Origin of the sequence: Micromonospora sp. C28ISP2-4 (assembly GCF_030519385.1) — a bacterium.
Lineage (GTDB): Bacteria > Actinomycetota > Actinomycetes > Mycobacteriales > Micromonosporaceae > Micromonospora > Micromonospora tulbaghiae.
Genome location: NZ_JAUMKG010000003.1, coordinates 1 through 23,278, shown reverse-complemented (window position 1 = coordinate 23,278; position 23,278 = coordinate 1). Strand labels below are relative to the sequence as shown.

Annotated in this window: 20 protein-coding genes; 10 read left to right on the top strand and 10 right to left on the bottom strand. The window is 74.2% G+C overall.

Features of this window, described 5'->3' with window-relative positions:
• Positions 1-23 precede the first annotated feature (23 nt).
• Positions 24-1,412, bottom strand: coding sequence for a cellulase family glycosylhydrolase (locus Q3W68_RS13370; protein WP_302905726.1), 1,389 nt, complete (start codon positions 1,410-1,412; stop codon positions 24-26).
• A 293-nt stretch (positions 1,413-1,705) separates the two neighbouring features.
• Between Q3W68_RS13370 and Q3W68_RS13365 the strand changes: the two genes are divergently transcribed.
• The 3 genes from Q3W68_RS13365 to Q3W68_RS13355 all read left to right on the top strand — a co-directional run bounded on the left by Q3W68_RS13365 (position 1,706) and on the right by Q3W68_RS13355 (position 4,320).
• Positions 1,706-2,668 (top strand): TIGR03557 family F420-dependent LLM class oxidoreductase, encoded by a 963-nt coding sequence (locus tag Q3W68_RS13365; protein ID WP_302905725.1) that lies wholly within the window; start codon positions 1,706-1,708, stop codon positions 2,666-2,668.
• The gene (locus Q3W68_RS13360; protein ID WP_302905724.1) at positions 2,665-3,501 is read left to right on the top strand and encodes an alpha/beta fold hydrolase; all 837 of its coding nucleotides are present in this window, start codon (positions 2,665-2,667) and stop codon (positions 3,499-3,501) included. Before Q3W68_RS13365 ends, Q3W68_RS13360 begins: the two co-directional genes overlap by 4 nt.
• Before the next feature lie 165 nt (positions 3,502-3,666).
• A complete protein-coding gene (locus Q3W68_RS13355; protein ID WP_302905723.1) occupies positions 3,667-4,320 on the top strand; it encodes a GAP family protein in 654 nt (217 codons plus the stop codon).
• Here Q3W68_RS13355 and Q3W68_RS13350 read toward each other — a convergent pair.
• The 6 genes from Q3W68_RS13350 to Q3W68_RS13325 form a co-directional block, all read right to left on the bottom strand.
• Positions 4,307-5,104 carry an endonuclease/exonuclease/phosphatase family protein gene (locus Q3W68_RS13350; RefSeq protein ID WP_302905722.1) on the bottom strand — a complete coding sequence of 266 codons (798 nt, stop codon included), beginning with the start codon at positions 5,102-5,104 and terminating at the stop codon, positions 4,307-4,309. The genes Q3W68_RS13355 and Q3W68_RS13350 overlap by 14 nt on opposite strands.
• 4 nt (positions 5,105-5,108) lie before the next feature.
• A complete protein-coding gene (locus Q3W68_RS13345; RefSeq protein ID WP_302905721.1) occupies positions 5,109-6,599 on the bottom strand; it encodes a phosphatase PAP2 family protein in 1,491 nt (496 codons plus the stop codon).
• Positions 6,600-6,699: 100 nt separating this feature from the next.
• On the bottom strand, positions 6,700-7,701 hold the full coding sequence (locus Q3W68_RS13340) for a YihY/virulence factor BrkB family protein (protein WP_302905720.1): 1,002 nt from the start codon (positions 7,699-7,701) through the stop codon (positions 6,700-6,702).
• The gene (locus Q3W68_RS13335) at positions 7,694-8,701 is read right to left on the bottom strand and encodes a diacylglycerol kinase family protein (RefSeq protein ID WP_302905719.1); all 1,008 of its coding nucleotides are present in this window, start codon (positions 8,699-8,701) and stop codon (positions 7,694-7,696) included. The genes Q3W68_RS13340 and Q3W68_RS13335 overlap by 8 nt, the downstream gene beginning before the upstream one ends.
• Before the next feature lie 91 nt (positions 8,702-8,792).
• On the bottom strand, positions 8,793-9,368 hold the full coding sequence (locus tag Q3W68_RS13330; RefSeq protein WP_302905718.1) for a Clp protease N-terminal domain-containing protein: 576 nt from the start codon (positions 9,366-9,368) through the stop codon (positions 8,793-8,795).
• A complete protein-coding gene (locus tag Q3W68_RS13325; RefSeq protein WP_302905717.1) occupies positions 9,368-9,604 on the bottom strand; it encodes an HTH domain-containing protein in 237 nt (78 codons plus the stop codon). The genes Q3W68_RS13330 and Q3W68_RS13325 overlap by 1 nt, the downstream gene beginning before the upstream one ends.
• Before the next feature lie 98 nt (positions 9,605-9,702).
• Between Q3W68_RS13325 and Q3W68_RS13320 the strand changes: the two genes are divergently transcribed.
• The 4 genes from Q3W68_RS13320 (at position 9,703) to Q3W68_RS13305 (ending at position 14,811) form a co-directional block, all read left to right on the top strand.
• Positions 9,703-10,503: a PP2C family serine/threonine-protein phosphatase gene (locus Q3W68_RS13320; RefSeq protein WP_302905716.1), complete on the top strand. Its 801-nt coding sequence runs from the start codon at positions 9,703-9,705 to the stop codon at positions 10,501-10,503.
• An 83-nt stretch (positions 10,504-10,586) separates the two neighbouring features.
• The gene (locus tag Q3W68_RS13315; RefSeq protein WP_302905715.1) at positions 10,587-11,417 is read left to right on the top strand and encodes a universal stress protein; all 831 of its coding nucleotides are present in this window, start codon (positions 10,587-10,589) and stop codon (positions 11,415-11,417) included.
• A gap of 128 nt (positions 11,418-11,545) precedes the next feature.
• Entirely contained in the window at positions 11,546-13,948 is a 2,403-nt protein-coding gene (locus Q3W68_RS13310) for a phosphoketolase (protein WP_302905714.1), read from the top strand.
• Complete coding sequence (locus Q3W68_RS13305) at positions 13,945-14,811, top strand: universal stress protein (RefSeq protein ID WP_302905713.1); 867 nt, start codon at positions 13,945-13,947, stop codon at positions 14,809-14,811. The genes Q3W68_RS13310 and Q3W68_RS13305 overlap by 4 nt, the downstream gene beginning before the upstream one ends.
• 1 nt (position 14,812) lies before the next feature.
• Here Q3W68_RS13305 and Q3W68_RS13295 read toward each other — a convergent pair whose 3' ends face one another.
• Positions 14,813-17,161 carry a heavy metal translocating P-type ATPase gene (locus tag Q3W68_RS13295; RefSeq protein WP_368045736.1) on the bottom strand — a complete coding sequence of 783 codons (2,349 nt, stop codon included), beginning with the start codon at positions 17,159-17,161 and terminating at the stop codon, positions 14,813-14,815.
• Positions 17,162-17,315: 154 nt separating this feature from the next.
• Here Q3W68_RS13295 and Q3W68_RS13290 point away from each other — a divergent pair, with 154 nt between their 5' ends.
• Both Q3W68_RS13290 and Q3W68_RS13285 read left to right on the top strand, forming a co-directional pair.
• Positions 17,316-18,326, top strand: coding sequence for a nitroreductase (locus Q3W68_RS13290; protein ID WP_302905712.1), 1,011 nt, complete (start codon positions 17,316-17,318; stop codon positions 18,324-18,326).
• A 93-nt stretch (positions 18,327-18,419) separates the two neighbouring features.
• Positions 18,420-20,087, top strand: a complete 1,668-nt coding sequence (locus Q3W68_RS13285; RefSeq protein ID WP_302906178.1) for a GAF domain-containing sensor histidine kinase — start codon at positions 18,420-18,422, stop codon at positions 20,085-20,087.
• A 6-nt stretch (positions 20,088-20,093) separates the two neighbouring features.
• Here Q3W68_RS13285 and Q3W68_RS13280 read toward each other — a convergent pair whose 3' ends face one another.
• Positions 20,094-20,732, bottom strand: coding sequence for a response regulator transcription factor (locus tag Q3W68_RS13280; protein WP_302905711.1), 639 nt, complete (start codon positions 20,730-20,732; stop codon positions 20,094-20,096).
• Between the two features lie 184 nt (positions 20,733-20,916).
• Here Q3W68_RS13280 and Q3W68_RS13275 point away from each other — a divergent pair, with 184 nt between their 5' ends.
• Complete coding sequence (locus Q3W68_RS13275) at positions 20,917-21,891, top strand: nitroreductase (protein WP_302905710.1); 975 nt, start codon at positions 20,917-20,919, stop codon at positions 21,889-21,891.
• Between the two features lie 156 nt (positions 21,892-22,047).
• Here the strand turns inward: Q3W68_RS13275 and Q3W68_RS13270 are convergent, their stop codons facing one another.
• Positions 22,048-23,049 (bottom strand): NAD-dependent epimerase/dehydratase family protein, encoded by a 1,002-nt coding sequence (locus Q3W68_RS13270; protein WP_302905709.1) that lies wholly within the window; start codon positions 23,047-23,049, stop codon positions 22,048-22,050.
• Positions 23,050-23,278: the final 229 nt, after the last annotated feature.

Genomic DNA, 23,278 nt, shown 5'->3' with positions numbered 1-23,278 from the left:
CTCCTTGATCACCGGTTAGGGGGTCAGCTCGCGGTGCAGGTCACCGTGGGGGTGGGGTTGGTGCCCTGCCAGGTGCCGATGAAGCCGAAGCTGGTGCTCGCGCCCGCGCCCAGCCGGCCGTTGTAGTCGACGTTGCGGGCGGTGTACGCCGACCCGCTGTTGCTGACGCTCGCGTTCCACGCCTGGGTGACGGACTGGCCGTTCGCGTACGTCCAGCGCACCGTCCAGCCGGTGATCGCCGCGGCTCCGGCGGTCACCTTGACCTCGCCCTGGAATCCGCCCTGCCAGGAGTTGCCGACGGTGTAGGTGGCGGTGCAGCCACCGGACGGCGGGGGCGTGGTGGTCGGCGGCGGGGTCGGGCTGGGGCTGCTGGTGGGCGTCGGGCTGGTGGTCGGGCTGCCGGTGGGGCTGGCGGTCGGGGTGCTGCCGGCGTACACCGACGCCTCACGGGAGGTGGCGGCGATACCGTTGGCGCCGTTGAAGATCCGCTGACCCCAGCTCGTGAGCTGGGCCGGGTTGAACGCGGTGGTCATGTCCAGGTACTCCACGCCGCCGCCGTTGCCGCTCCACGACCAGCCGAGGTAGCCGATGCCGTTGGCCTGGCTGTACGCCATGATGGCGTCCTCGTCCGGGTTGCCGTCGGAGTGGTTGAAGCCGAACTCGCCGACCACGATCGGCAGCCCGGCGGTCCGGAACCGGCCCAGGTAGTCGCTGATCTCGGCGGCGGTGTCGAACACGCCGTACATGTGGATGGAGAAGACGGTGTTGCGCTGCGGGTCGGCGGCGAACACGGTGCCGGCGTTGTCGCGCATGGTGAACGACCAGTCCTGGCCCCAGTTCGGCGCGTCCACCATGATCGTGTGCGTCAGGCCGGCGGCGCGCAGCCGCTTGATCGCGTTCGAGGTGTCGGTGGTCCAGGCGCTGTAGCCCTGGTTGCCGAACGGCTCGTTGCCGATGTTGACGATGACGTACTTCTCCTGGCCCTTGAGCACGTCGGCGATGCTCAGCCAGTAGTCGGTGGCCTCGGCGAGCGTGGCGGCGGCGCCCTCCTCGCCGTACCCGGTGGTGTCGTGCACCTCCAGCACGCAGATCAGCCGGTTGGCCTTGCACAACGAGATCACGTTGGCCACGTCGGCGGCGCTGTTCTTCGTCCAGCGGTCGCCGCTGGCCAGCACCACCCGGACGGTGTTCGCGCCTAGCGCCTTGATGTTTGCGAACGAGCTGGTCTGCTGCGGGTACCAGGTGTGCGCGTGGTTGACCCCGCGCATCACGAACTCGACGCCGTTGGCGTCGTAGAGCCGCCCGTTGAGGACGGAGAACCCGGTGGCGGCGTGGGCCGGCTGCCCGAGGGCGAAGACGGCGGCGAGGGCCGTCAGCAGGGCGGCGCCCGCGACGGAGAGCAGTTTCTTCATGGCTGTCCTCAGGGGAAGGTCTCCCCCGTGCCCGAGCGGGGGTGCGGTGACGGTGACGAGGTGGTGGCGACTGAGCCCGGTAGCCGCCGCCCGGTTCCCGAACGGACGCAGGCATCAGCGTAGGGCGATGGAAGGCGTCAGGCAACCGGTTAAGCGGGATCGGCCGGGAGGCGGCGACCGCTGACGGGCCACATCAGCTGAACCGGTTAAGAGTCCGCCCGGAAGCGGACAGCAGGGTTGACCCGCGCCGGGTGGGGTATCCGGGGACGATCCGCCCGGGAAGGAGACGCGCCATGGTCAACGTCGGTTACACCCTCATGTGCGAGCAGGCCGGCCCGAAGGAACTCGTCGACCACGCCGTACGCGCCGAGGCCGCCGGCTTCGACCATCTGGTCATGTCCGACCACTACTACCCCTGGCTGGAGTCACAGGGCCACTCCCCGTACGCCTGGTCGGTGCTCGGCGCGGTCGCGCACGCCACCAGCCGGGCCGAGCTGATGTCGTTCGTTACCTGCCCGATCCGGCGGTACCACCCGGCGGTGGTGGCGCAGAAGGCCAGCACCATCGGGGTGCTCTCGGACGGCCGGTTCACGCTCGGCCTCGGCGCCGGGGAGAACCTCAACGAGCACGTGGTCGGCGGGTGGCCGCACGTGCAGCAGCGGCACGAGATGTTCGAGGAGGCGCTGCAGATCATCCGGCCGCTGCTCAACGGCGAGACGCTGACGTTCTCCGGCAACCACTTCGACGTGCCCGACGCGTACGTCTGGGACCGCCCGGAGCGGCCGGTGCCGATGGCGGTGGCCGCGTCCGGGCGGCAGTCGGCCACGCTGGCCGCCGAGTACGCCGACGCCATGATCGCCACCGACCCGCTGTCCCATCTGATCGACATGTACGAGGACGCGGGCGGCGCGGGCCGTCCCCGCTACGGGCAGGTGGCCATCTGCTACGGTCCGGACGAGGACGAGTGCCGCAAGATCGTGCACGACCAGTTCCGCTGGTTCGGCCTGGGCTGGAAGGTGAACGCCGACCTGCCCGGCCCGGAGTCGTTCGCCGCCGCCACCCAGTTCGTCCGCGAGGAGGACGTGGCCGAGGGCGTCTCCTGCGGCCCGGACACCGACCGGCACGTGGAGGCGTTCAAGAAGTTCGTCGACGCGGGCTTCACACACGTCGCGCTGATCCAGGTGGGCGGCGACACCCAGCCGATGTTCCTCGACTGGGCCCAGGAGGAGCTGCTGCCCCGGCTGCGCGAGCTGTGACAGTCGTACCGTCCCCGCCGGGGCGCTTCGGCCCGGCCGAGCTGCGCCTGGCGCTCGCCGCGCCCCGGCCGGCCGCCGGGCTGACCAGCGAGTTCCGGCAGGTCGGCGGGCTGCGGGCGCACACCCGCCGCTCCGCCGGCCCGGGCGGGGACGGGACGCCGGTGGTGCTTGTGCACGGCCTGGCCGTGTCGCACCGCTACCTCACCCCGCTGGCCGTCGCGCTGGCGCCGCGCCGGCCGGTGTACGTGCCGGACCTGCCCGGCTTCGGGCTGACCGAACGTCCCGGCGCTCCGTACGACGTGGACCGGCACGTGGCCTTCCTGGTCGACTGGCTCGACGCGTACCGGTTGGGTCCGGTCTGCCTGCTCGGTCACTCCTTCGGCGCGGAGGTCGCCGCCGCGCTCGCCGCCCGTCACCCCGGCCTGGTCCGCGCCCTGGTGCTGGCCGGCCCGACCTGCGACCCGGCCGCCCGGTCCCGGCGCGGGCTGATCGGACGGTGGCTGCGGGACACGCTGCGGGAGGCGAGGTGGCAGGCGCCGATCCTGCTGCGCGACGTGGCCGACGCCCGGCCGTGGCGGGTGTTCGCGACGCTGTCCCACTCGGTCCGCAACGCGGTCGAGGAGGACCTGGCCCGGGTCAGCGCGCCCACGCTGGTGCTGACCGGCGCCCGCGACCCGGTCGCCCCGGCCGCCTGGCGGGACCAGGTGGCCCGCCTGGTGCCCGGCGCCCGGTCGGTGGCCGTCCCGGGCGCGGCGCACAACGTGGCCACCACCGCCCCGACCGAGGTCGCGGACGCCGTCCACGACCTGCTCACCACCCCAGCGAGGAGTTGACGCCATGCGTATCGGAAACACCGAGATCCGTCCCGCCGGAGGCGGGCTCGGCTGCCTGCTGATGATCCTCTTCTCGATCGTCGCCTCGGTGGTGCTCACCGTGCTGCTCAACCTGGTCCTGTAGAACCCGGCCCGGCGGGTGCGACGGCGACACCAGAATGGGGCATGCCCCTGCTGACCGCGCTGCCGCTGGCGCTGGAGATGGTCGCCGGGTCGAAGCTCGTCAGCGCCGTCGTCCTCGCCGCCGGCCGCCACCCGCGCCGCAGCTCGGTGGCCTACCTGGCCGGCGTCACTGTGGGGGTGCTCGGGCCGCTGACGCTCTGGTACGCGGCGTTCCGGGTGGTGCGGCACACCGCCGTGCACGGCATCGGGGCGGGCGGCAGCCGCCGGCTCATCGACTGGATCGTGCTGGCGCTGCTGGCGGTCCTCATGGTGGTCACGTTCCGCAGGCGGCGGCGCGACCGGCCGCCCGGGTGGCTGAGCCGGTTGCAGGACCCGCGGCCCGCGTACGCCTTCGGTCTGGGGCTGCTGCTCGCCGTCGCCGTGCCGAGCGACGAGCTGGTCATGGCGTCGGTCGCGGGCAGCATGGCCGGGCACGGCCGGCCGTGGTGGCATCTGCTGCCGTTCACGGCGCTCACCGTGCTCCTGCTGGCCCTGCCGCTGCTCACGCTGCTGCTGGCCGGCGAGCGCGCGGAGCGGCTGCTGCCCGCGTTCCGCTCCTGGACCGACAGGCACTCCTGGCTGGTCAGCGAGGCGGTCATCCTGATCTTCGCGGCCTTCGTGGTGGCCGACCTGGCGGGGTCGTTCAGCCGGCCGTGAGGTCCACCTCGGCCAGCACGGGATAGTGGTCCGAGGCCGAGTCGGCGTCACAGTCGCGGACCACCCGCACCGCGCGTACCCGATCGGCCAGCGCCGGAGTGGCGAGCAGGTAGTCCAGGCGCATTCCGGCGAACTCGGCGCCGCCGTGCCGGGTCGGCACGGTCAGGCCGCCGGATTCGTCGCCGCCGGAACGCGGCCACAGGTCGACCAGCCCGCCGTCGAGCAGCCGGGCCACCGCCCGCGTGTCCACGGTACGGCCGTCGCGGCGCAGGTGCCGCCGCCGGTACGGGGTGGCCAGCCCGGCCAGCCGGGCGGTGTGGTCGGCGGTGGGCTCCAGCGTGTTCAGGTCCCCGGCGAGCAGGGCCAGCGCTCCCCCGGTACGCCGCAGCGCTGCCGCCAGCCAGTCCGCCTCCATCCGCCGCCGCCCGCCCGAGTAGGGGTACAGGTGGGTGCTGACCACTGTGAGCGGTCCCGCGCCGGTGGCCACCTGGACCCGGGCGGCGGCGTGGTGGAACGGGCGGCGGACCCGGCCGGCGCGCAGCACCCGCAGCGGCGGGCGGACCAGCACCGCCACCGGCTGGCCGAAGCAGGACCGGGCCAGGTGCGCCTCCATCCCGAGCCGCCCGGCCAGGCCGTCCAGCGTGGCGTCCATGCCGCGCAGTTCCTGCAAGGCCAGCACGTCGGGGCGCTGCGCGGTGACGACCGAGACGATCCGGTCCCGGCGGTCGGTGCCGCCTGCGTCCCGCCCGCCGGTCCGGATGTTCCAGGTCATCACCCGCAGCATCGGCTCAGTCCGGCCGCGCGGCCTTGGCCAGCTCGTCGTCCAGCTCGTCGACCTGTTCGGACTCGATCGCCGGCCGGTTGCCCTCGTGGACGTCGGCGTTCGGCTTGATCACCCAGTACAGCAGCGACAGCCACAGCGCACCGAGCAGGATCGCGCCCATGAAGTCGGTCGGGTGGTGCATGCCCCGGTACATCCGGGAGGTGGCCACGCCGACCGGCATCAGCACCGCCATGCCCACGAACAGCCACCGCCACCACCTGTCGGTACGCGGGAAGACGATGACCGCCATGGCCACCCAGAGGCAGATGGTGGCCGCGATGTGCCCGGAGGGGAACGACGAGGTGGGCATCGGCCCGTCCAGGTTCTCCACCGGCGGCCGGGGCCGGTCCACCACCCGGGCGCTGGCCAGGAACAGGCTCAGCTCGCCGAACATCGCCAGCACCACGTACAGCACCGGCCGCCACCGCCGCCACACGGCCAGCACGATCGGGCAGAACACCAGCGAGACCAGCAGGATGGCGTGGGTGTCGCCGAACTTGCTCCACCACCAGCTCAGCTCCGTGAGCGCGTCGGTGTGCCGCTCGGCGAACCAGCGCGGCACCTCGGTGTCGAGCGTGTCGAAGAACGTGCCCTTGGCGTGGTAGCTGACGAACATGCCGAACGCGTAGAGCACGCCGAAGACGAGGACCCAGCCGACGAGCAGCTCGGCCACCGCCGAGCGCGGGTGCTCCAGCACCTTCTCCTCGTCCGGCGCGAGCGCCAGCTCCTCGCCCGCCTCCGGCTCCAGACCCTCGCGCAGCGGCGGCACCGGCCGGCCGCGCTCGCGCCGCCACAGCCGGAAGGCGTACGCGGTGACGCCCAGCCAGGCCGCGCCGAGCAGCCAGCCGCCGAGCACGTCCGACACGAAGTGCACGCCCAGCGCGATCCGGGTCAGCCCGACCAGGAAGATCAGCACACCCGCGACGGCGATGGCGGGCTTGCGCCAGCGCGGCGACATGGCCGGCAGGAACACCAGCAGCAGCGCCCCGTACGCGACGAACGAGCCGAGCGCGTGACCACTGGGGAAGCTGTTACCCGGCGCGCTCGCGATCGGCACGTCCACCACCGGGCGCAGCCGCCCGACCAGCGCCTTGAGCGACGGGTCGAGGATCAGCCCGCCGGCGCCGGTGACGATCAGGTAGACCGCCAGCCGGGACTGGCGTCGGATCAGCAGGCCCACCACGGCGATGGTGACCAGCCAGATCAGCACCGGCCGCCCGCCCAGGTCGGTGATCGCCTGGAGCACTGTGACCAGCGGGCCGTGCGGGGCGACCAGGTCGTTGAACCACTCGGCCACCGCGTGGTCGGCGTCGCCCAGCGGGCTCCACCGGAAGCGGACGAGCATGAGCAGCACGCCGAACCCGACTCCCGCGCCGGCCACGGCGAGCAGGCCCGCGAGGCTCCGCTCCGCGAAATGGCTGAGCGGCCGGCTCCCGGCTTCCTTGACCGCGGTCACACCGCACCTCCCTCGTTCTTCTGCGAGGCGCGCTGTACCCGATCGGCGTGTCCCGTACACGCCGTACCGGCGCGGCGTCCACGCCGGACCGGTCGTGGCGTCAGAGCGAGGTCATCTCGCCGGTGTCGAACAGCTCCTCACGTTGCGCCTCCGGCTCCCACAGGTCCGGCTGGGCGGGCTCCTCCACCCCGATACGCATCGCTTCGAGCTGCGCGGCGAAGGCCAGCCCGCCGAACAGCGCGATCCCGGTGAGGTTGGCCCAGAGCAACAGGGCCATCATGCCGGTCAGCGCGCCGTAGGTCTGGCCGAATCCGCCGCTGTACTTCACGTAGGCGGCGAGCAGCAGGCTGGCCAGCCACCAGATCGCGATGGCGATGGACGCGCCGAAGAAGAGCCAGGACAGGCCGGGCTGGCGGCGGCGCGGCGCGTGCCGGAACAGCACAGCGACGGCGAGCACTGTGAGACCGAGGCTCAGCGGCCAGCGGATCACGTCCCACCCGGCCATGGCGAGATCGCCCCACTCGTAGTGCCGCCGTACCGACTCGCCCATCGCCCGGCCGCCGACCAGGATCAGGAAGCCCGCGAGCGCGGGCACGCCGGCGACCACCGCGAGGACGGCGGCACGCAGGTACTTCGCGAGCGCCGGACGGTCCCGCTCGACGCCGTAGATCCGGTTGGCGCCCCGCTCGATCTGCGCCATCGTGGTGGTCAGCGCGACCAGCCCGGTGAGCAGACCGAGCGTCAGCGCCAGCTCACCGGCGTCCTCCGTGCGCTCGCTGTCGGTCAGCAGGTCCTGCACCATGGCTTCGCTCTGGCCGGGCGTGATCGCCAGCACCGTGTCGGCGACGACCTTGCCGCCCTCGTCCACGCCCAGATCGGTGATCAGACCGGTGAGCGCGATCAGGAACGGCACCACCGCCAGGCAGAGCTGCAACGCCAGCGCCCGGGAGTGGCTGAAGCCGTCGCCGTAGCGGAACCGGATGAACGCGTCCCGCAGCAGGCACCAGCCGCCGTGCCGGCGCAGTGTGTGCCAGGCGTCGTCGGCGGAGAGCTGGTCCTCGGTCATCAACCGGGTCTCGGGGACCAGCTTCGTGCTACTCACGGCGGGCCTCCTCGACCAGGTGCTCGCCGCGCTCGCCGACCGCGTCGGCGTCCTCCGCGAGGTCGGGGTGCTCCTCCGGGCGCGGTACGCAGAGCCAGAGCGACTCGGGGCGGATGGTGGCCTTCAGCGACCGGCCCGGCTCGATCAGGTCGCCGTCGAGCTGCCGCGGCTGCGCCCGGGTGCTGGTGATCTCGACCGAACGGGCCCGGAACACCTCCATCCCGGGCACCCGGTCGCGGCGGCGCAGCACCGCCCAGCCCATGGCGAGCCAGTGGCGCAGCGTACGCGGCGTCAGCACCGCCACGTCGAGCCAGCCGTCGTCCGGCTCGGCCTCGGTGAGCAGGCGTACCCCGCCCTGGAGCCGGCCGACGTTGGCGACCAGGACCGAGCGGGCGCGGCGGCGCAGCGGCGGCTTGCCGTCGATGCGCACCGAGACGCGCATCGGCCGGTCGCGCAGGTGCCGGGCGGCGCCCACCACGTACGCGGGCCAGCCGATCCGCTTCTTCGTGGTCTCGGAGGTGGAGTCGAGCATCTGGGCGTCGAAGCCCATCCCGGCCATCACCGCGAAGCACTTGTCGCCGACCACGCCGACGTCGAGGCGGCGCATCCCGCGCTCGACGGCGACCTCCAGCCCGGCGGCCAGGTCGCCGGAGAGGCCGAGGTTGGCGGCCAGCAGGTTGCCGGTGCCCTGCGGCAGCACCGCCAGCGCCACGTCGGTGCCGGCCAGCGCGGTCACGCAGGCCATCACCGTGCCGTCGCCGCCGCAGGCGAAGACGACTTCCGCGCCCGCCTCGACAGCCTGTTCCGCCTGCCCGCGGCCCGGATCCTCGACAGTCGTCTCGTACCAGGTCGGGGCCGGCCACCCGGCGGCGGCGAGCGCGCCGTCCACGGTGCGGCGGAACTCGTCCAGATCGGCCACCTTCACCGGGTTGACCACCACTGCCGAGCGCGGGGTGCGGTTCTCCGCGTTCACCGGGCGCTTGTCGTCTGCACCGTCCACGGCGTCAGTGTGCAGGACACGGGGCGTGACGGCGACCCGGCGGGGCGGGACGTTGCGAGGACCGCAAACAGGTTTGAGATCCGGGTGCGGGTCAGGCCGCCTCGCGCAGCGCCGCGTCGACGCGCCGCCGCAGGTCGTCGATGTCCACCCCGGCCTCGGTGAGCACCACGGCAGCCAGGCCGCCGCCCTCGCGCAGCAGGCCGAGCAGGATGTGTTCGGTGCCGATGTGCCGGTGGCGCAGCCGCAGCGCCTCGCGCAGCGACAGCTCCAGCACCTTCTTCGCCCGGGGCGAGAACGTGCCGTGGTGCGACCCGCGACGCCACCACCGGCGCGGACGCGGGGTCGCCTCGCGCAGCGCGTCGGGGCCGAAGGACTCCTCGATCCGGGCCACGATCGCGGCGAGGTCGATGCCGATCTCACGCAGCGCCGCGGCGTCCGCCGCGCCGAGCCCGTCCACGCCCTGCGCGGTGTGGCGGGCCACCGCGGCCCGCAGGGCGTCGGCGTCGACGCCGCCGGCTGCCAGCAGCCGTACCGCCAGGTTGTCCCGGTCGGCGAGCACGCCCAGCAGCAGGTGCTCGGTGCCGACCGGCCGCCGGCCCTCGGCGCGGGCCTCGTCGAGCGCGTGGTGCACCACGCTCCGGGCCCGGTCGGTGAATCGTTCGAACATCACGCCTCCCAGCTCTCGCGCACCGCCGGTCGCCCGGCGTGCTTCTTGTGGACCGCCTGCCGGCTGACCTCGAGGGCGTCGGCGATCTCCTGCCACGACCAGCCCTGCCGCCGGGCGTTGTCGACCTGGATCACCTCGAGCCGTTCGAGCAGCCGGCGCAGGGCGAGCACCGCGCGCAGGCCGACCCTGGGGTCGGTGCTGCCGGCGGCCGCCGCGAGTTCCGTCGCCTGACTCATGCTGTCAATGTAGGTTGACACGCCATCGCCTGTCAACCGTGGTTGACAGGCGATGCGGCCTGCCGCTGTCCGGCCCGTCTCGGTGTTACGGTCCGCTGGTGTTCCGCCGCCGTCCGCTGGACCGGCCGGTCGAGTCCGCGCGCCGGCTCACCGCCGGCCGCCTCACCCTGGAGATCGCCGGCGGCAGCGTGGTCGGGCACCGCTACCCGCAGAACTACGACGTGCTGCACGTCGACCCCGAGCTACCGCTCGCGGCGGTCTGCGACGGGATGGGCGACGGCGAGGGCAGCCGGGTGGCCGGCACGACCGCCGCGGAGACGTTCACCGCGCAGGTCCGCGCCGGCTGGCCCGCCGTCGGCGCCGCCGCGCTGCGGGCCGCCGTCGCCGAGACCCAACGGCGGGTACGCCAGGCCGGCGCGGCGCAGTCCGGCCTGACCGGGTGCACGCTCACCGCGCTCGTGGTCGAGCCGGACGGCGAGCAGGGCTGGCTGGTGCAGCTCGGCGACTCGCGGGCGTACCGGCTGCGCGACGGGCTGCTGGAACTGGTCACCGTCGACCACACGATGGCCTGGCTCGGCCTGCTGCACGGCTGGTGGCCGCCGGACTCGCCGGAGGCGGCGCGGGCGCGCTACCAGCTGCTGCGCTACGTCGGCCACCCGGACCGGCCCGAGCCGGACCTGCTCGCCGTGCCGCTGCGCCGGGGCGACACCTGGCTGCTGTGCACCGACGGGATCAGCGACCAGCTCGGCTACCACCGGTTGCGCGACCTGCTCTCCGCGCGGCGCGACCCGGCGCGCACCGCCGAGGCCCTGCTCGCCGCCAGCCTGGACGAGGGCGGCGAGGACAACGCCACGGCCGTCGTGCTGCGCGTACACCCGGCGCTGCCCGCCCCGCGCTGAGCGCCAGTTCCGCCGACCCGCTCCGGCGCACCCGATCCCGCGACTACGGTGGGTGAAAAGCAGGGGTCGGGAGGTGAGCCGGGGTGGCCGCACCCAGCCACGGCGCGGTGGTGGTCGGCGTCGGCCGGTCCGAGGCCGATCTGACTGTGGTCCGCACGGCCGCCGACGAGGCCGCCGCCCACGACCGGCCGCTGCACCTGCTGCACGCGTTCAACTGGGCCGCGACGCCCGGTCCCGCCCCGGCCGGCGGCACCCGCACGGACGCGGAGAACGTGCTGGAGCACGCCGGACGGGTCGTCGCCGAGTGCGCGCCGCAGGTGCCGGTCAGCGGCCGGATCGTCGAGGGCTCGCCGGTCGAGGCGCTGCTGCGGGTCGCCGACACCGCGTTCCTGATCGCGCTCGGTGACGGGGGCATGTCCGCGCACCCGGACCGCGTACCCGCCGACACGCCGGCCGTGGACGTGGCCGCCCGGGCCGGTTGCCCGGTGCTGGTCGGGCGCACCGAGCCGGCCCCGCCCGGCCCGCTGCTCGTCGGCTTCGACGGGTCGCCCAGTTCGCGGGCCGCTCTCGGGTACGCCTTCGACTGCGCGCAACACCGCGGCGCCCGCCTGCTCGCCGTCCGGGTGATCGAGCCGGAGTCCGGCGACCGCGACGACGGGCGGCTGGAGGAGGCGGTCACCCGGACGGCCCTGCGGTACCCCCGGGTCGCCGCCGACTGCGAGACCGTCCACGGTGACCCGAAGTCCGTCCTGCTCGACCGGTCCCGCGCGGCGCAGCTCGCGGTGGTGGCCGCCTGGGGAGACGGGCCGGTAGGGTCCACTCTGGGCGCGGTCAGCCAGTCCCTGCTCTACCATTCGCCGGCCCCGCTGATCGTCGTACGGGGCATCGCCGCGGACGCCGGGGACGGGTCATGACGCCCGCGCGAGGCGGGACCTACGGCCCTGACCGACGACCCCCGACGGGGGCGAGGCTGGACGCGCCGGGGAAGAAGATGTCGTCCCCGAGTGGCCGCCGACCCCGAGCCACGAGAGGCTAAGGCAGCATGGACACCGCGGTGAACCTGCACAGCCCCCTGACCGAAGACGAGTTGCGCCGGCTGGACGCCTACTGGCGCGCGGCGAACTACCTGACCGTCGGCCAGATCTACCTGCTCGACAACCCGCTGCTGCGCGAACCGCTCAAACCCGAGCACGTCAAGCCGCGCCTGCTGGGCCACTGGGGCACCAGCCCCGGGCTCAACCTGCTCTACACGCACCTCAACCGGGTCATCGTGAACCGGGACCTGTCCGCCATCTTCGTCACCGGTCCGGGCCACGGCGGCCCGGCGCTGGTGGCGAACACGTGGCTGGAGGGCACCTACAGCGAGCTGTACCACAGCATCCCCCGGGACGAGACCGGCATGCAGCGGCTGTTCCGGCAGTTCTCCTTCCCGGGCGGCATCCCGAGCCACGTGGCGCCGGAGGTGCCGGGTTCGATCCACGAGGGCGGCGAGCTGGGGTACGCGCTGAGCCACGCGTACGGCGCCGCGTTCGACAATCCGGACCTGCTGGTGGCCTGCGTGATCGGCGACGGCGAGGCGGAGACCGGCCCGCTGGCCGGGAGCTGGCTGTCGAACGTGTTCCTGAACCCGGCCCGCGACGGTGCGGTGCTGCCGATCCTGCACCTGAACGGCTACAAGATCGCCAACCCGACGGTGCTGGACCGGATCCCCGGCGAGGACCTGCGGGACATGATGCGCGGCTTCGGCTACGAGCCGTACGTGGTCGAGGGCGACGACCCGGCGACCGTGCACCAGCTGCTGGCCGCGACGCTCGACCGCGCGGTCGACGAGATCGCGGCGATCCAGCGCCGGGCCCGCTCCGGCGAGCACGTGGAGCGCCCCCGCTGGCCGATGATCATTCTGCGGACGCCCAAGGGCTGGACCGGTCCGTCCCGGGTCGACGGCAAGCAGGTCGAGGGCACGTTCCGCGCCCACCAGGTGCCGATCTCGCAGGTCCGGGACAACCCGGAGCACCTGGCCGAGCTGGAGCGCTGGCTGCGCAGCTACCGGCCGGAGGAGCTGTTCGACGCCACCGGCGGCCCGGTCGCCGAGGTGGCCGACCTGCCGCCGGCCGGTGACCGCCGGATGAGCGCGAACCCGGTCGCCAACGGCGGCAGCCTGCTGCGCAACCTGGAGCTGCCGGACTTCCGCGACTACGCGGTCGACGTGCCGACGCCGGGCGAGCCGATGGCCGGCGCCACCGGTGTACTCGGCCCCTGGGTCCGCGACGTGATCGCGCGCAACCCGGAGACGTTCCGCCTGTTCGGCCCGGACGAGGTCGCCTCGAACCGGCTCGGTGCGGCGTTCGAGGTGACCGACCGCGCGTTCGTGGGCGCCGAGGTGCCCGGCGACGACCACCTCTCCCCCGACGGCCGGGTGATGGAGGTGCTCTCCGAGCACCTGTGCCAGGGCTGGCTGGAGGGCTACCTGCTGACCGGCCGGCACGGCATCTTCACCAGCTACGAGGCGTTCATCCACATCGTCGACTCGATGGTCAACCAGCACGCCAAGTGGCTCAAGGTGACCCGGAACATCCCGTGGCGGGAGCCGGTGGCCTCGCTGAACTACCTGCTGTCCAGCCACGTGTGGCGCCAGGACCACAACGGCTTCTCACACCAGGATCCGGGCTTCATCGACCACGTGGTCAACAAGAAGGCCGAGGTGGTCCGGGTCTACCTGCCGCCGGACGGCAACACGCTGCTGTCCACGATGGACCACTGCCTGCGGAGCAGGCACTACATCAACGTGGTGGTGGCCGGCAAGCAGCCCGCGCCGAACTGGCTGACCATGGACGAGGCGATCCAGCACTGCCGCCGCGGCCTGGGCATCTGGGACTGGGCCAGCAGCGACGACGGCGCCGAGCCGGACGTGGTGCTCGCCTGCGCCGGTGACGTGCCGACGCTGGAGACGCTGGCCGCGGCCGACCTGCTGTGCCGGCACCTGCCGGACCTGAAGGTGCGGGTGGTCAACGTGGTCGACCTGATGCGCCTGCAACCGCCGTCGGAGCACCCGCACGGCCTGCCGGACAACGAGTTCGACACCATCTTCACCAGCGACAAGCCGGTGATCTTCGCGTACCACGGCTACCCGTGGCTGATCCACCGGCTCACCTACCGCCGTACCAACCACGAGAACCTGCACGTGCGCGGCTACAAGGAGGAGGGCACCACCACGACGCCGTTCGACATGGTGATGCTCAACGACCTGGACCGCTTCCACCTGGTCATCGACGTGATCGACCGGGTGCCCGGCCTGCGGTCGCGCGCCGCGCACCTGCGCCAGGACATGGTGGACGCCCGCCAGGCCTGCCGCGACTACACCCGCCGCTACGGCGAGGACGACCCCCGGGTCGCCGAGTGGCGCTGGATCAGGGAGAGCGACCCCGCGCTGAGGAGTGGCGAATGAGCGACGACGAGATCCTGGTCGGCTACGACGGCTCCTCGGACGCCGCCGTCGCCCTGAACTGGGCGCTGGACGAGGCGGGCCGCTCGGGGCGGCCGGTACGCCTGGCGTACGTCTTCGAGTGGTTGACGGTGACCGGCTGGATCGGGCCCGGTGTGGCGCCCGGGGTGTGGCCGGACGAGGCCGCCCGGCAGCAGGTCGAGGAACTGGTCCGCAAGGCGGCGGCGGACGCCGCCGCCGATCGGCCGGGCCTGACCGTGTACGGCGAGGTGTTCGACGGACCGCCCGCGCTGGTGCTCCAGGAGCGGTCCGCCGACGCCGGCATGCTGGTGCTCGGCAGCCGGGGCCACGGTGGCTTCGGCGGGCTGCTCGCCGGGTCCACGGCGGTCTCGGTCACCGCGCACGCCCACTGTCCGGTGGTGGTGGTCCGCGACGGTCAGGCCGCCACGTCCGGGCCGGTGGTGGCCGGGTCGGACGGCTCGGAGTCGGCGCTGCGCGCGCTCGGCTTCGCCGTCGAGCGGGCCGCGCAACGGGACGTGCCGCTTCGCGTGCTGCGGGTCTGGGATCCGCCGGGTGACAGGTGGGTGCCGCCGGACTTCGACCCGGAGCAGGTCGCCGCGAGCGAACGGGCCGCCGCCGAGGCGGAGCTGGCGCCGTGGCGGGAGGGCTTCCCCGACGTGCCGGTCGAGATCGAGGCGGTCCCCGGCAGCGCGTCGGCGTTGCTGGTGGAGGCGAGCCGGTCGGCGCAGCTGGTGGTGGTCGGCAGCCGGGGCCGGGGCGGCCTGCGCGGCATGCTGCTCGGATCGGTCAGCCAGCAGCTCATCCAGCACTCGCACTGTCCCGTCGCTGTGGTCCGCGAGCGCTGACTCAACGGCCGGGCGCGGTGGAGCCCTCCTCCGGGTTGAGCGAGAAGTAGTCCTCCTCCTCCTGGGCCAGGTGCAGGCGCAGCACCGCGTCCAGACCGTAGAGCGCGGCCAGCAGATCGGGCACCTCGTCACGGCGCAGCCGGCCGTCCGGCTGCGCCGTGAGGTGTCCGCCGATCCGCTCCACCAGCCGCACGATCTCCACGTGCGCCCGGCTCATCGTGGAGGTCGCCTCGGCGCTGCCGAGCGGCCCGGCCAGCGCCGGGTAGAGCTGCCGGTCCTCGGCCGCCTCGTGCGGCAGCACCTCGTCGACCAGACGCCGGTGCACCTCGCGCAGCGCCGGCAGGCACGCCGGGTCGTCCGGGCGGGTCGCCACCAGGTCGGCGGTGTCCCGCAGCCCGGCGAGCACGTCGCGCACACCACCGTGCTCGCCCGCGTACCTGTCGATCAGCTCGACGGTGTGCGCCGGCAGGTCGCGCCGCCGCAGGCCGCCGCCGAGCGCGCGCAGCGCGTTGAGGATCACCAGGACGTCGATGCCCTCCTGGAGGAACGCGCCGGCCACCGGGGGCAGCCGGCCAGCCGCGGCCACGAGCATCGCCAGCACCGCCAGGCCCATGCCGACTGTGGCACTCTGCACCGCGATGCGGCGGGCGTACCGGGCGATCTCGACCGCGTCGGCGAGCCGGTCCAGCCGGTCCACGGTGAGCACCGCGTCGGCCACGTCCGCGGAGGCGGTCGCCCCGGTCGCGCCCATCGCCACCCCGACGTGCGCCTCGGCCAGCGCGGGCGCGTCGTTCACGCCGTCGCCGACCATCACGGTCACCGCGTGCGCCGACTCCTCGCGTACCCGATCGGCCTTCTCCCGCGGCGAGCACCGCGCGATCACGTCGTCCACGCCCACGACCTGCGCCACCTGCCGGGCCGTGCCCGGCCGGTCGCCGGTCACCATGACCAGGCGGGAAAGGCCCGCCTGGCGCAGCCGCCGCACGGTCCGGCGGGCGTCCGGGCGGACCGGGTCCTCCAGCAGGATCGCGCCGAGCGGCCCGTGGTCGTCGCTGACCCAGACCGCGGAACGCCCGGCCCGTTCGGCGCGCTCACCGAGCCGGCCCGCCCACTCCGGCGGTTCCCCGGCGAGCTGCCCGACGTGCACCATCCGCCCGCCGACGCGCCCGCTCACCCCGTGCCCCGGCTCCTCGGTGACCTGCGTCGGCTCGGCCAGCGGCAGCCCGCGCTCGCGGGCCTGCCGGACCAGCGCGGCGGCGAGGACGTGCGGGGAGAGCTGCTCGACCGAGGCGGCCAGCCGCAGCACCTCGTCCCGGTCGCCGCCCGGCGCCACCACCACCTCGGCCGCCCGGGGCCGGCCCGCGGTGAGCGTGCCGGTCTTGTCCAGCAGCAGGGTACGGGCGCGGCCGAGCTGTTCCAGCGACCCGCCGTCACGGACCAGCACGCCACGCCGGGCCACCCGGGACAGCCCGGAGACGACGGCGATCGGGGTGGCCAGCAGCAGCGGGCACGGTGTCGCCACCACGAGCACCGCCACCGCCCGGGTGAACTCGCCGGACAGCAGCCACGCCAGGCCGGCCAGCACCAGCGTGAACGGCACGAACGCGGCGGCGTACCGGTCGGCCAGCCGCACCATCGGGGCCTTGCGGGCGGTGGCCTCGCCGGCCAGGCGGACGATGCCGGCGTAGGTGCTCTCCGCCGCGTTGCGGCGGGCCCGAAGCCCGAAGCCGGCGCCCGCGTTGACGACGCCGCTGGCCACCTCCTCCCCGGCCGCGCGGGTGACCAGCTGCGACTCGCCGGTCACCACCGACTCGTCGAGCGTGGCCGCCTCCTCGACCACACCGTCCACCGGCACCACGTCGCCCGGCCCGACGACGAGGCGGTCGCCCACCGCGACGCGGTCCAGCGGCACCAACTCGATCCCGCCGTCCGGGGTGCGCCGGCGTGCCTGCCGGGGCGCGCGTTCCAGCAGCGCCCGCAGGTCGCGGGTGGCGCGGCGCTGGGCGTACTCCTCCAGCGCCCGCCCGGTGGCGACCATCACCGCGATCACGGCGCCGGCCAGGTACTCCCGCACCAGCAGCGCGCCGAGCAGCGCCAGCACCGCGATGACGTCCACCCCGAACTGCCGCAGCCACAACTGGCGCAGCGTCGTCCAGGCCGCGGGCACCAGGGCGACCACCGTGACCGCCGCCCAGACCAGCCGGGCGGCGTCGCGCGCGCCGGCGAACCACAGCGCCGCCCCGGCCAGCACCGCCGCGGTGAGCAGCACCAGCGGCGCCCACTCGGTCCAGGCCCGCCGCGGGGCGCGGGCCGGGCGCTCGGGTACGCACTCGCGTGGTTCGCTTCCCACGTGTGGATCGTCGCAGCCCGGAGGTGGCGCGGGCGGGGCGACGCGGGTAATCCGGCCCTGCGGGGCGGCCCGGCATGCCCGAGGATGGAGCGGCATCCCCACCCGGGCGTCCCGGGCGTGGGGCACGATGGGGAAAACAGGAAAGGTCGTGACGATGAGCCACGAGACGCCGGCGGGCGATCGCCCGTTGACCACCGCGCTCGCGGAGGCCGCCGGGATGGCCGGCCACGCCCCCTCGGTGCACAACACGCAGCCGTGGCACTGGACGGTCCTGCCCGACGCGCTGGAGCTGCGGGTGGTCCGCGAACGGCACCTCAGCGCCCTGGACCCGGAAGGGCACCTGCTGGTGGTGAGCTGCGGCGCCGCGCTGCACCACGCGCGGGTGGCGCTGGCCGCCGAGGGCTGGACCCCGGTGGTGGAGCGGCTGCCCGACCCGAAGGAACCCGACCTGCTGGCCCGGATCACCAGCCTGAAGCACACCGGCGCCGACCCCGACGCCATGCGCGTCGTGCAGTGCATGCAGGTGCGGCACACCGACCGCCGGCCGGTCAGCGACGAGCCGATCCCCACCGCCGCGCTCGGCGACATCGACCGGGCCGCCACGCTGGAGGGGGTGAACCTGCAACTGCTCGACGACACCCAGAAGATCCAGCTCGCCGGCGCCGCCCAGCAGGCCGCCGCCGTCGAGGCGGACAGCCCGGAGCTGCGCGAGGAGCTGGCGTACTGGACCAGCCGGGCCGGTACCGGCACCGGGCTGCCGCCGGAGGTGCTGCCCGAGCAGGCACCGCAGACGACCGTTCCGGCCCGCGACTTCGGCCGCGCCGGGTCGCTGCCGATCGGCCCCGGCCACGACAAGACCGCCGTGTACGGGATCCTGTGGGGCTCCGACGACGAGCTGATCAGCTGGCTGCGCGCCGGTGAGGCGCTCTCCGCCGCCTGGCTCACCGCCACCCGGCACGGGGTGTCGCTGGTGCCGCTGTCCGGTGTGGTGGAGGTCGAGAGCACCCGCGCGGCGCTGCGGCAGATGCTCGCCGGCCTGGGGTTCCCGTACATCAGCATGCGGCTCGGCGTGGCCGACCCGACGCACGCCGGCCCGCCGCACACGCCCCGGCTGGACGTCGCGCAGACGGTCGACACCTCGGCGGTTCGCGACCGTCTCACCTGACCGGTCTCGATCACGGCGGCCACCGGGCGATACCATCGCCGGGTGGCCGCCGCACCCCAGTCCCGGCACGAGCACCTCACGCCGTCGCTCGGGCTGACCCCGCTGTCCCGCGTCCGCCTGGACGAACTGCTCCAGGAGATGCTCGACCGCGTCGGCGAGGTGGTGACCAGCCGCGAGCGGCTCCGGGCGCTGCTGGACGCGGTCGTCGGCATCGGGTCCGACCTCGACCTGCGCAGCACGTTGCAGCGGATCGTGCAGTCGGCGTGCGAGCTGGCCGGCGCCCGCTACGGCGCGCTCGGCGTGATCGGGCCGGACCGCATGCTGCACGACTTCATCGTCCACGGCATCAGCCCCGAGCTGCACGCGAAGATCGGCGAGCTGCCGCACGGGCGGGGCGTGCTCGGCCTGCTCATCGACGACCCGAAGCCGCTCCGCATGCCGGACATCACCAAGCACCCCAACTCGTACGGCTTCCCGCCGAACCACCCGCCGATGCACAGCTTCCTCGGCGTGCCGGTGCGCATCCGCGACCACGTGTGGGGCAACCTCTACCTGGCCGAGAAGCAGGGCGCGGCCGAGTTCACCGAGGACGACGAGGAGATCGTGGTGGCGCTGGCCGCCGCGGCCGGCGTGGCGATCGAGAACGCCCGCCTCTACGCGCTGGCGCACCGCCGGGAACGCTGGCTCGCGGCCGCCGCGGAGATCACCTCGGTGCTGCTCGGTGAGGTACGCCGCACCGACGCGCTGACGCTCGTGGCCCGCCGCGCCCGCGAGGTCGCCGAGGCCGAACTGGCCCTGGTGCTGCTCTACGACGAGGACGAGGCGCAGTTCACAGTCGAGGTGGTCGACGGCGCGGACCCGGTCGCCCGGGAACTGGTCGGCGCGGTGCTGCCGGCCGCCGAGACCAGCTTCGCCGCGTCGGTCACGCAGGGCCGCCACGACCAGGTCGACGACCTCGCCGCGGCGGCGCCCTGGCCCCGGCCGGTGGTCGCCGGGCCCGCAGTGGTCTCCCCGCTCGCCGCCGCCGACACGCTGCACGGCGTCCTGGTGATCGGCTACCGGCCCGACCACGGGCCCGCCGCCGACGACGACCTGGCGCTGCTCGCCAGCTTCGCCGGGCAGGCCGCGCTGGCCATGGAGCGGGCCCGCGGCCAGGAGGAGCGGGAACTGCTGGTGGTCCTGGAGGACCGCGAGCGCATCGCCCGTGACCTGCACGACGTGGTGATCCAGCGGCTGTTCGCCACCGGCCTGCAGCTGCAGAGCGGCGCGATGAACGCCCGCCCCGAGGCGGCCAAGCGGATCAACCAGGCGGTCGACGACCTGGACGCCACCATCCGCGACATCCGCCGCACCATCTTCGAGCTGCGCACGCCGATGAGCGCGGCGCTGCGCACCGAGATCCGTGAGGCGATCGAGGTGGCCGCCGAGTCGCTCGGCTACCGACCGGACCTGGAGCTGATCGGCCCCATCGACAGCGCCGTCCCGGACGACCTGCGCCCCGAACTCACCGCCGTGCTGCGCGAGGCGCTGTCCAACGCGGTACGCCACGCGCGGGCCGACCGGGTGTCGGTGCGCGTACGCGTCGACTCCGGCCGGGTCGAGATCACCGTCACCGACGACGGTGTCGGCTGCGACCCGGAGGCGGCCCGCAGCGGCCTGGTCAACCTGCGGGAGCGGGCCGAGCGGCTGGGCGGCGAGTTCTCGCTGCGCCGGGCCGAGCCGCGCGGCACCGAGGTGCGCTGGAGCGTCCCGCTCGACTGACCGGCGTCAGGTGTTCTTGCCGAGCAGGCGGGTGGCCAGCACCGCCGCCTGGGTACGCCGTTCCAGGCCGAGCTTGGCCAGCACGCTGGAGACGTAGTTCTTCACCGTCTTCTCGGCCAGGAACATCTTCCCGGCGATCTCCCGGTTGGTGAGCCCCTCCGCCACGTACTCCAGGATCCGCCGCTCCTGCTCGGTGAGCGACTTCAGCTCCCGCGGCTGCTCCACGCCGCTGCGGATGCGATCCAGCACGCGGGTGGTGATCGCCGGGTCGAGCAGCGACTGCCCGGCCGCCACCCGGCGGACCGCGTCCACCAGGTCGGTGCCGCGGATCTGCTTGAGCACGTACCCGGCGGCACCCGCCATGATCGCCGCGAACAACGCCTCGTCGTCCTCGTACGAGGTGAGGATCAGGCCCTTGATCGAGGAGTCCACGGCTCGGACGTCCCGGCAGACGTCGATGCCGTTGCCGTCGGGGAGCCGGGCGTCGAGGATCGCCACGTCGGGGCGCAGCGCCGGGATGCGGCGTGCCGCCTCCTGGGCCAGGCCGGACTCGCCGACCACCTCGATGTCGCCGCTGCTCTCCAGCAGGTCGGCAAGGCCACGACGGACGACCTCGTGGTCGTCGAGCAGGAACACCCGGATCATCAGTCCTTTCTACCCGCTTTCCCGCTTCCGTAGCACGGGTCGAAAGTCCCGTCCTGCCCGCGCCGGCCGGGACTGACGGCCGGGCCCAGGTGGGGACCTCCGGCCCTGCTCACCGCGCCGTCCGCTGACGCACCGTAGTGGAGTACCCGACGGAGGAGCCGGCGGCACGAGAGGGAGCACGACCATGACGACCGAATACACCACCGCGGACCTGCGGGCCGCGGTCGCCGACGCGGTCCGGGCGCCGTCGCTGCACAACACCCAGCCGTGGCGGTTCCGGCTCGTCGACGGCGGCATCGAGGTGTCCGTCGACCCGCTGCGCGGCCTGCCCGCCACCGACCCGACCGGCTGGGGCGCGCGCATCGCCGCCGGCGCTGCCGTGTTCAACCTGCGGCTCGCGCTCGCCGTCGCGGGCACCCCGGCCACCGTGCGGCTGCGTCCGTACCCCGCCGACCCGGACGTCGTGGCCCGGCTGGTGCCGGACGTGCCGCGCCGTCCCACCCCGGTCGAGCAGAGCCTGTACGGGGCGATCGGCCACCGGTTCAGCAACCGCGCGCCGTTCTGGCCCGACCCGGTGCCGGCCGAGGCCCGCTGGCGGCTCGGCGAGGCGGCCCGCGCCGAACAGTGCTGGCTGGAGCTGGTGATCGGCACCAGCGCCGTCAACGCGGTCGCCGAGGTCGCCCGCAGCGCCCACCGGGTGCTGGAACGCGATCCCGCGTACGTGGCCGAACGGGCGGAGTGGATCCGCTCCGAGCCGGCCCCGGACGGCGTGCCCGCCGGCGCCGGCGGACCGCAGAGCGAGCCGCAGGACCTGCTGCCCCAGCGTGGCTTCGGCGGACGCAACCGCGCCCCCGGCCGCGACTTCGAGCCGGAGCCGCTGGTCGCGGTGCTCGGCTCGGCCGGCAACACCTCGGCCGACCAGATCCTCGCCGGGCAGGCGCTGCAGCGGGTGCTGCTCACCGCCACCGACGCCGGGCTGAGCGTGTCGATGCTGTCCCAGCCGATCGAGGTGCCCGCCGCGCGGGAGGCGCTGCGGATGTCGCTGGGCCGCTTCGGCACCCCGCAGATGGTGATGCGGATCGGGTACGGCCAGCCGGGCCGGGCCACCCCCCGCCGCCCGGTCGAGGAGGTGCTTGACCTGCCGGTCGTGCGGGCCTGACCCGAACCCCTCCGCGGGTCGGGCCAGGAGCGCCCGCTCCGCCCGCCCGCGCGGGCCGGGCTCAGGCCGCCCGTGCGGGCCCGGGTCCGGCCGTGCGAGCCCCGGGTACGCCCGTGCGGGGCCCCGGGCCCGGCGGTGCGGTGCTTGCTCCCGGGGTCAGGCCGGGAGGGCGGCCAGCAGGGTGGCCTCCCGCTCCGGCGCCAGGCCGACCGGGGCGCGGGCCGGCCGCCCCGCGCGCTCGGGCACCCGGCCCACCTCGCGCAGCCACCGCCAGGTGTCGGCGACCGTCTCGGTCACCGGCCGGCAGACCAGCCCCGCCGCGTACGCGCGTTCCACGTCCCGCTCCTGCAACCAGCGGTACTCGTGCCCGCGCGGAATCCACACCGGCAGGTCGTTCCACGGTTCCACGCCGGCGGCCAGGATCGGCTCCGGCGCCGTCCACCGCAGCGTCGCATCCGACCCGGTCGCGGCCACCGCCGCGTCGAGCAGGTCACCCATCGTCGCGTGCCCGGTGCGACCCACCACGTTGTACGCCCCGCCGACGCCCTCGGCACCCCGGTCCAGCAGCCAGGTCGCCAGGTCCCGGACGTCCACGTACTGGATCGGGAGGTCACGCGGCCCCGGCGCCAGCACGTCCCCGCCCCGTGCGATCCGGTTCAGCCACCACGGCAACCGCCCGATGTCCTCCCCCGGCCCCAGGATCAGCCCGGCGCGCGCCAGCAGCGCCCGGTCACCGAAGACCCGCGTCGCCGCGAGCTCCCCGCCGGCCTTGTTCGCCGGGTAGTCACCGTCGCCGGCGTCCGGGTCCGCCGCCACTGTGGGCGCCTCCTCGCCGCTGCCCGGCGCGACAGGTGGCGCGTACACCGATCCGCTGGACACGTAGACGTAGTGCGCCACCGCGCCTTCCAGCGCCGACGTCGCGTCCCGCACCGCCCGGGGCGCGCCGTCCCAGGTGTCCACCACCAGATCCCACTCGCCGCCGGTGAGCGCGGCCAGACCGTCCGGCGCGGTCCGGTCACCCCGCAACCGGTGTACGCCGTCCGGCACCTGCCCGTGCACACCCCGGTTGAACACGGTCACCTGCCAGCCGCGGCGTACCGCCTCGGCCACGACCGCACCACCGACAAAGCCCGTACCGCCAAGCATCAGAAGTCGCATACGTCCCAGCGTGCCGCCGCCGGTCGGGTGTGGCTGCCCTGTTTCACGGTCAGCGGATCTGCCAACGGCAGAACCCCGTCCTCCCGTAACTCGGACAGCACCGCACTCGTCCCCCGCGATCTTGCACTTTGGTGCCCCGCAAACCGCGCGAATGGGACGTGTGGAGGGCTGGAACTGCAAGATCGCCGGCGGCGTCCCGTTTGTCGCTGGCAACTTCATGATCGACCGC

Excerpts from the sequence above, each read along its gene's own strand:
- Q3W68_RS13370 (WP_302905726.1), bottom strand. The coding sequence starts at position 1,412 with ATGAAGAAACTGCTCTCCGTCGCGGGCGCCGCCCTGCTGACGGCCCTC.
- Q3W68_RS13365 (WP_302905725.1), top strand. The coding sequence starts at position 1,706 with ATGGTCAACGTCGGTTACACCCTCATGTGCGAGCAGGCCGGCCCGAAG.
- Q3W68_RS13355 (WP_302905723.1), top strand. The coding sequence starts at position 3,667 with ATGCCCCTGCTGACCGCGCTGCCGCTGGCGCTGGAGATGGTCGCCGGG.
- Q3W68_RS13350 (WP_302905722.1), bottom strand. The coding sequence starts at position 5,104 with ATGCTGCGGGTGATGACCTGGAACATCCGGACCGGCGGGCGGGACGCA.
- Q3W68_RS13330 (WP_302905718.1), bottom strand. The coding sequence starts at position 9,368 with ATGTTCGAACGATTCACCGACCGGGCCCGGAGCGTGGTGCACCACGCG.
- Q3W68_RS13325 (WP_302905717.1), bottom strand. The coding sequence starts at position 9,604 with ATGAGTCAGGCGACGGAACTCGCGGCGGCCGCCGGCAGCACCGACCCC.
- Q3W68_RS13310 (WP_302905714.1), top strand. The coding sequence starts at position 11,546 with ATGGACACCGCGGTGAACCTGCACAGCCCCCTGACCGAAGACGAGTTG.
- Q3W68_RS13305 (WP_302905713.1), top strand. The coding sequence starts at position 13,945 with ATGAGCGACGACGAGATCCTGGTCGGCTACGACGGCTCCTCGGACGCC.
- Q3W68_RS13290 (WP_302905712.1), top strand. The coding sequence starts at position 17,316 with ATGAGCCACGAGACGCCGGCGGGCGATCGCCCGTTGACCACCGCGCTC.
- Q3W68_RS13280 (WP_302905711.1), bottom strand. The coding sequence starts at position 20,732 with ATGATCCGGGTGTTCCTGCTCGACGACCACGAGGTCGTCCGTCGTGGC.
- Q3W68_RS13275 (WP_302905710.1), top strand. The coding sequence starts at position 20,917 with ATGACGACCGAATACACCACCGCGGACCTGCGGGCCGCGGTCGCCGAC.
- Q3W68_RS13270 (WP_302905709.1), bottom strand. The coding sequence starts at position 23,049 with ATGCGACTTCTGATGCTTGGCGGTACGGGCTTTGTCGGTGGTGCGGTC.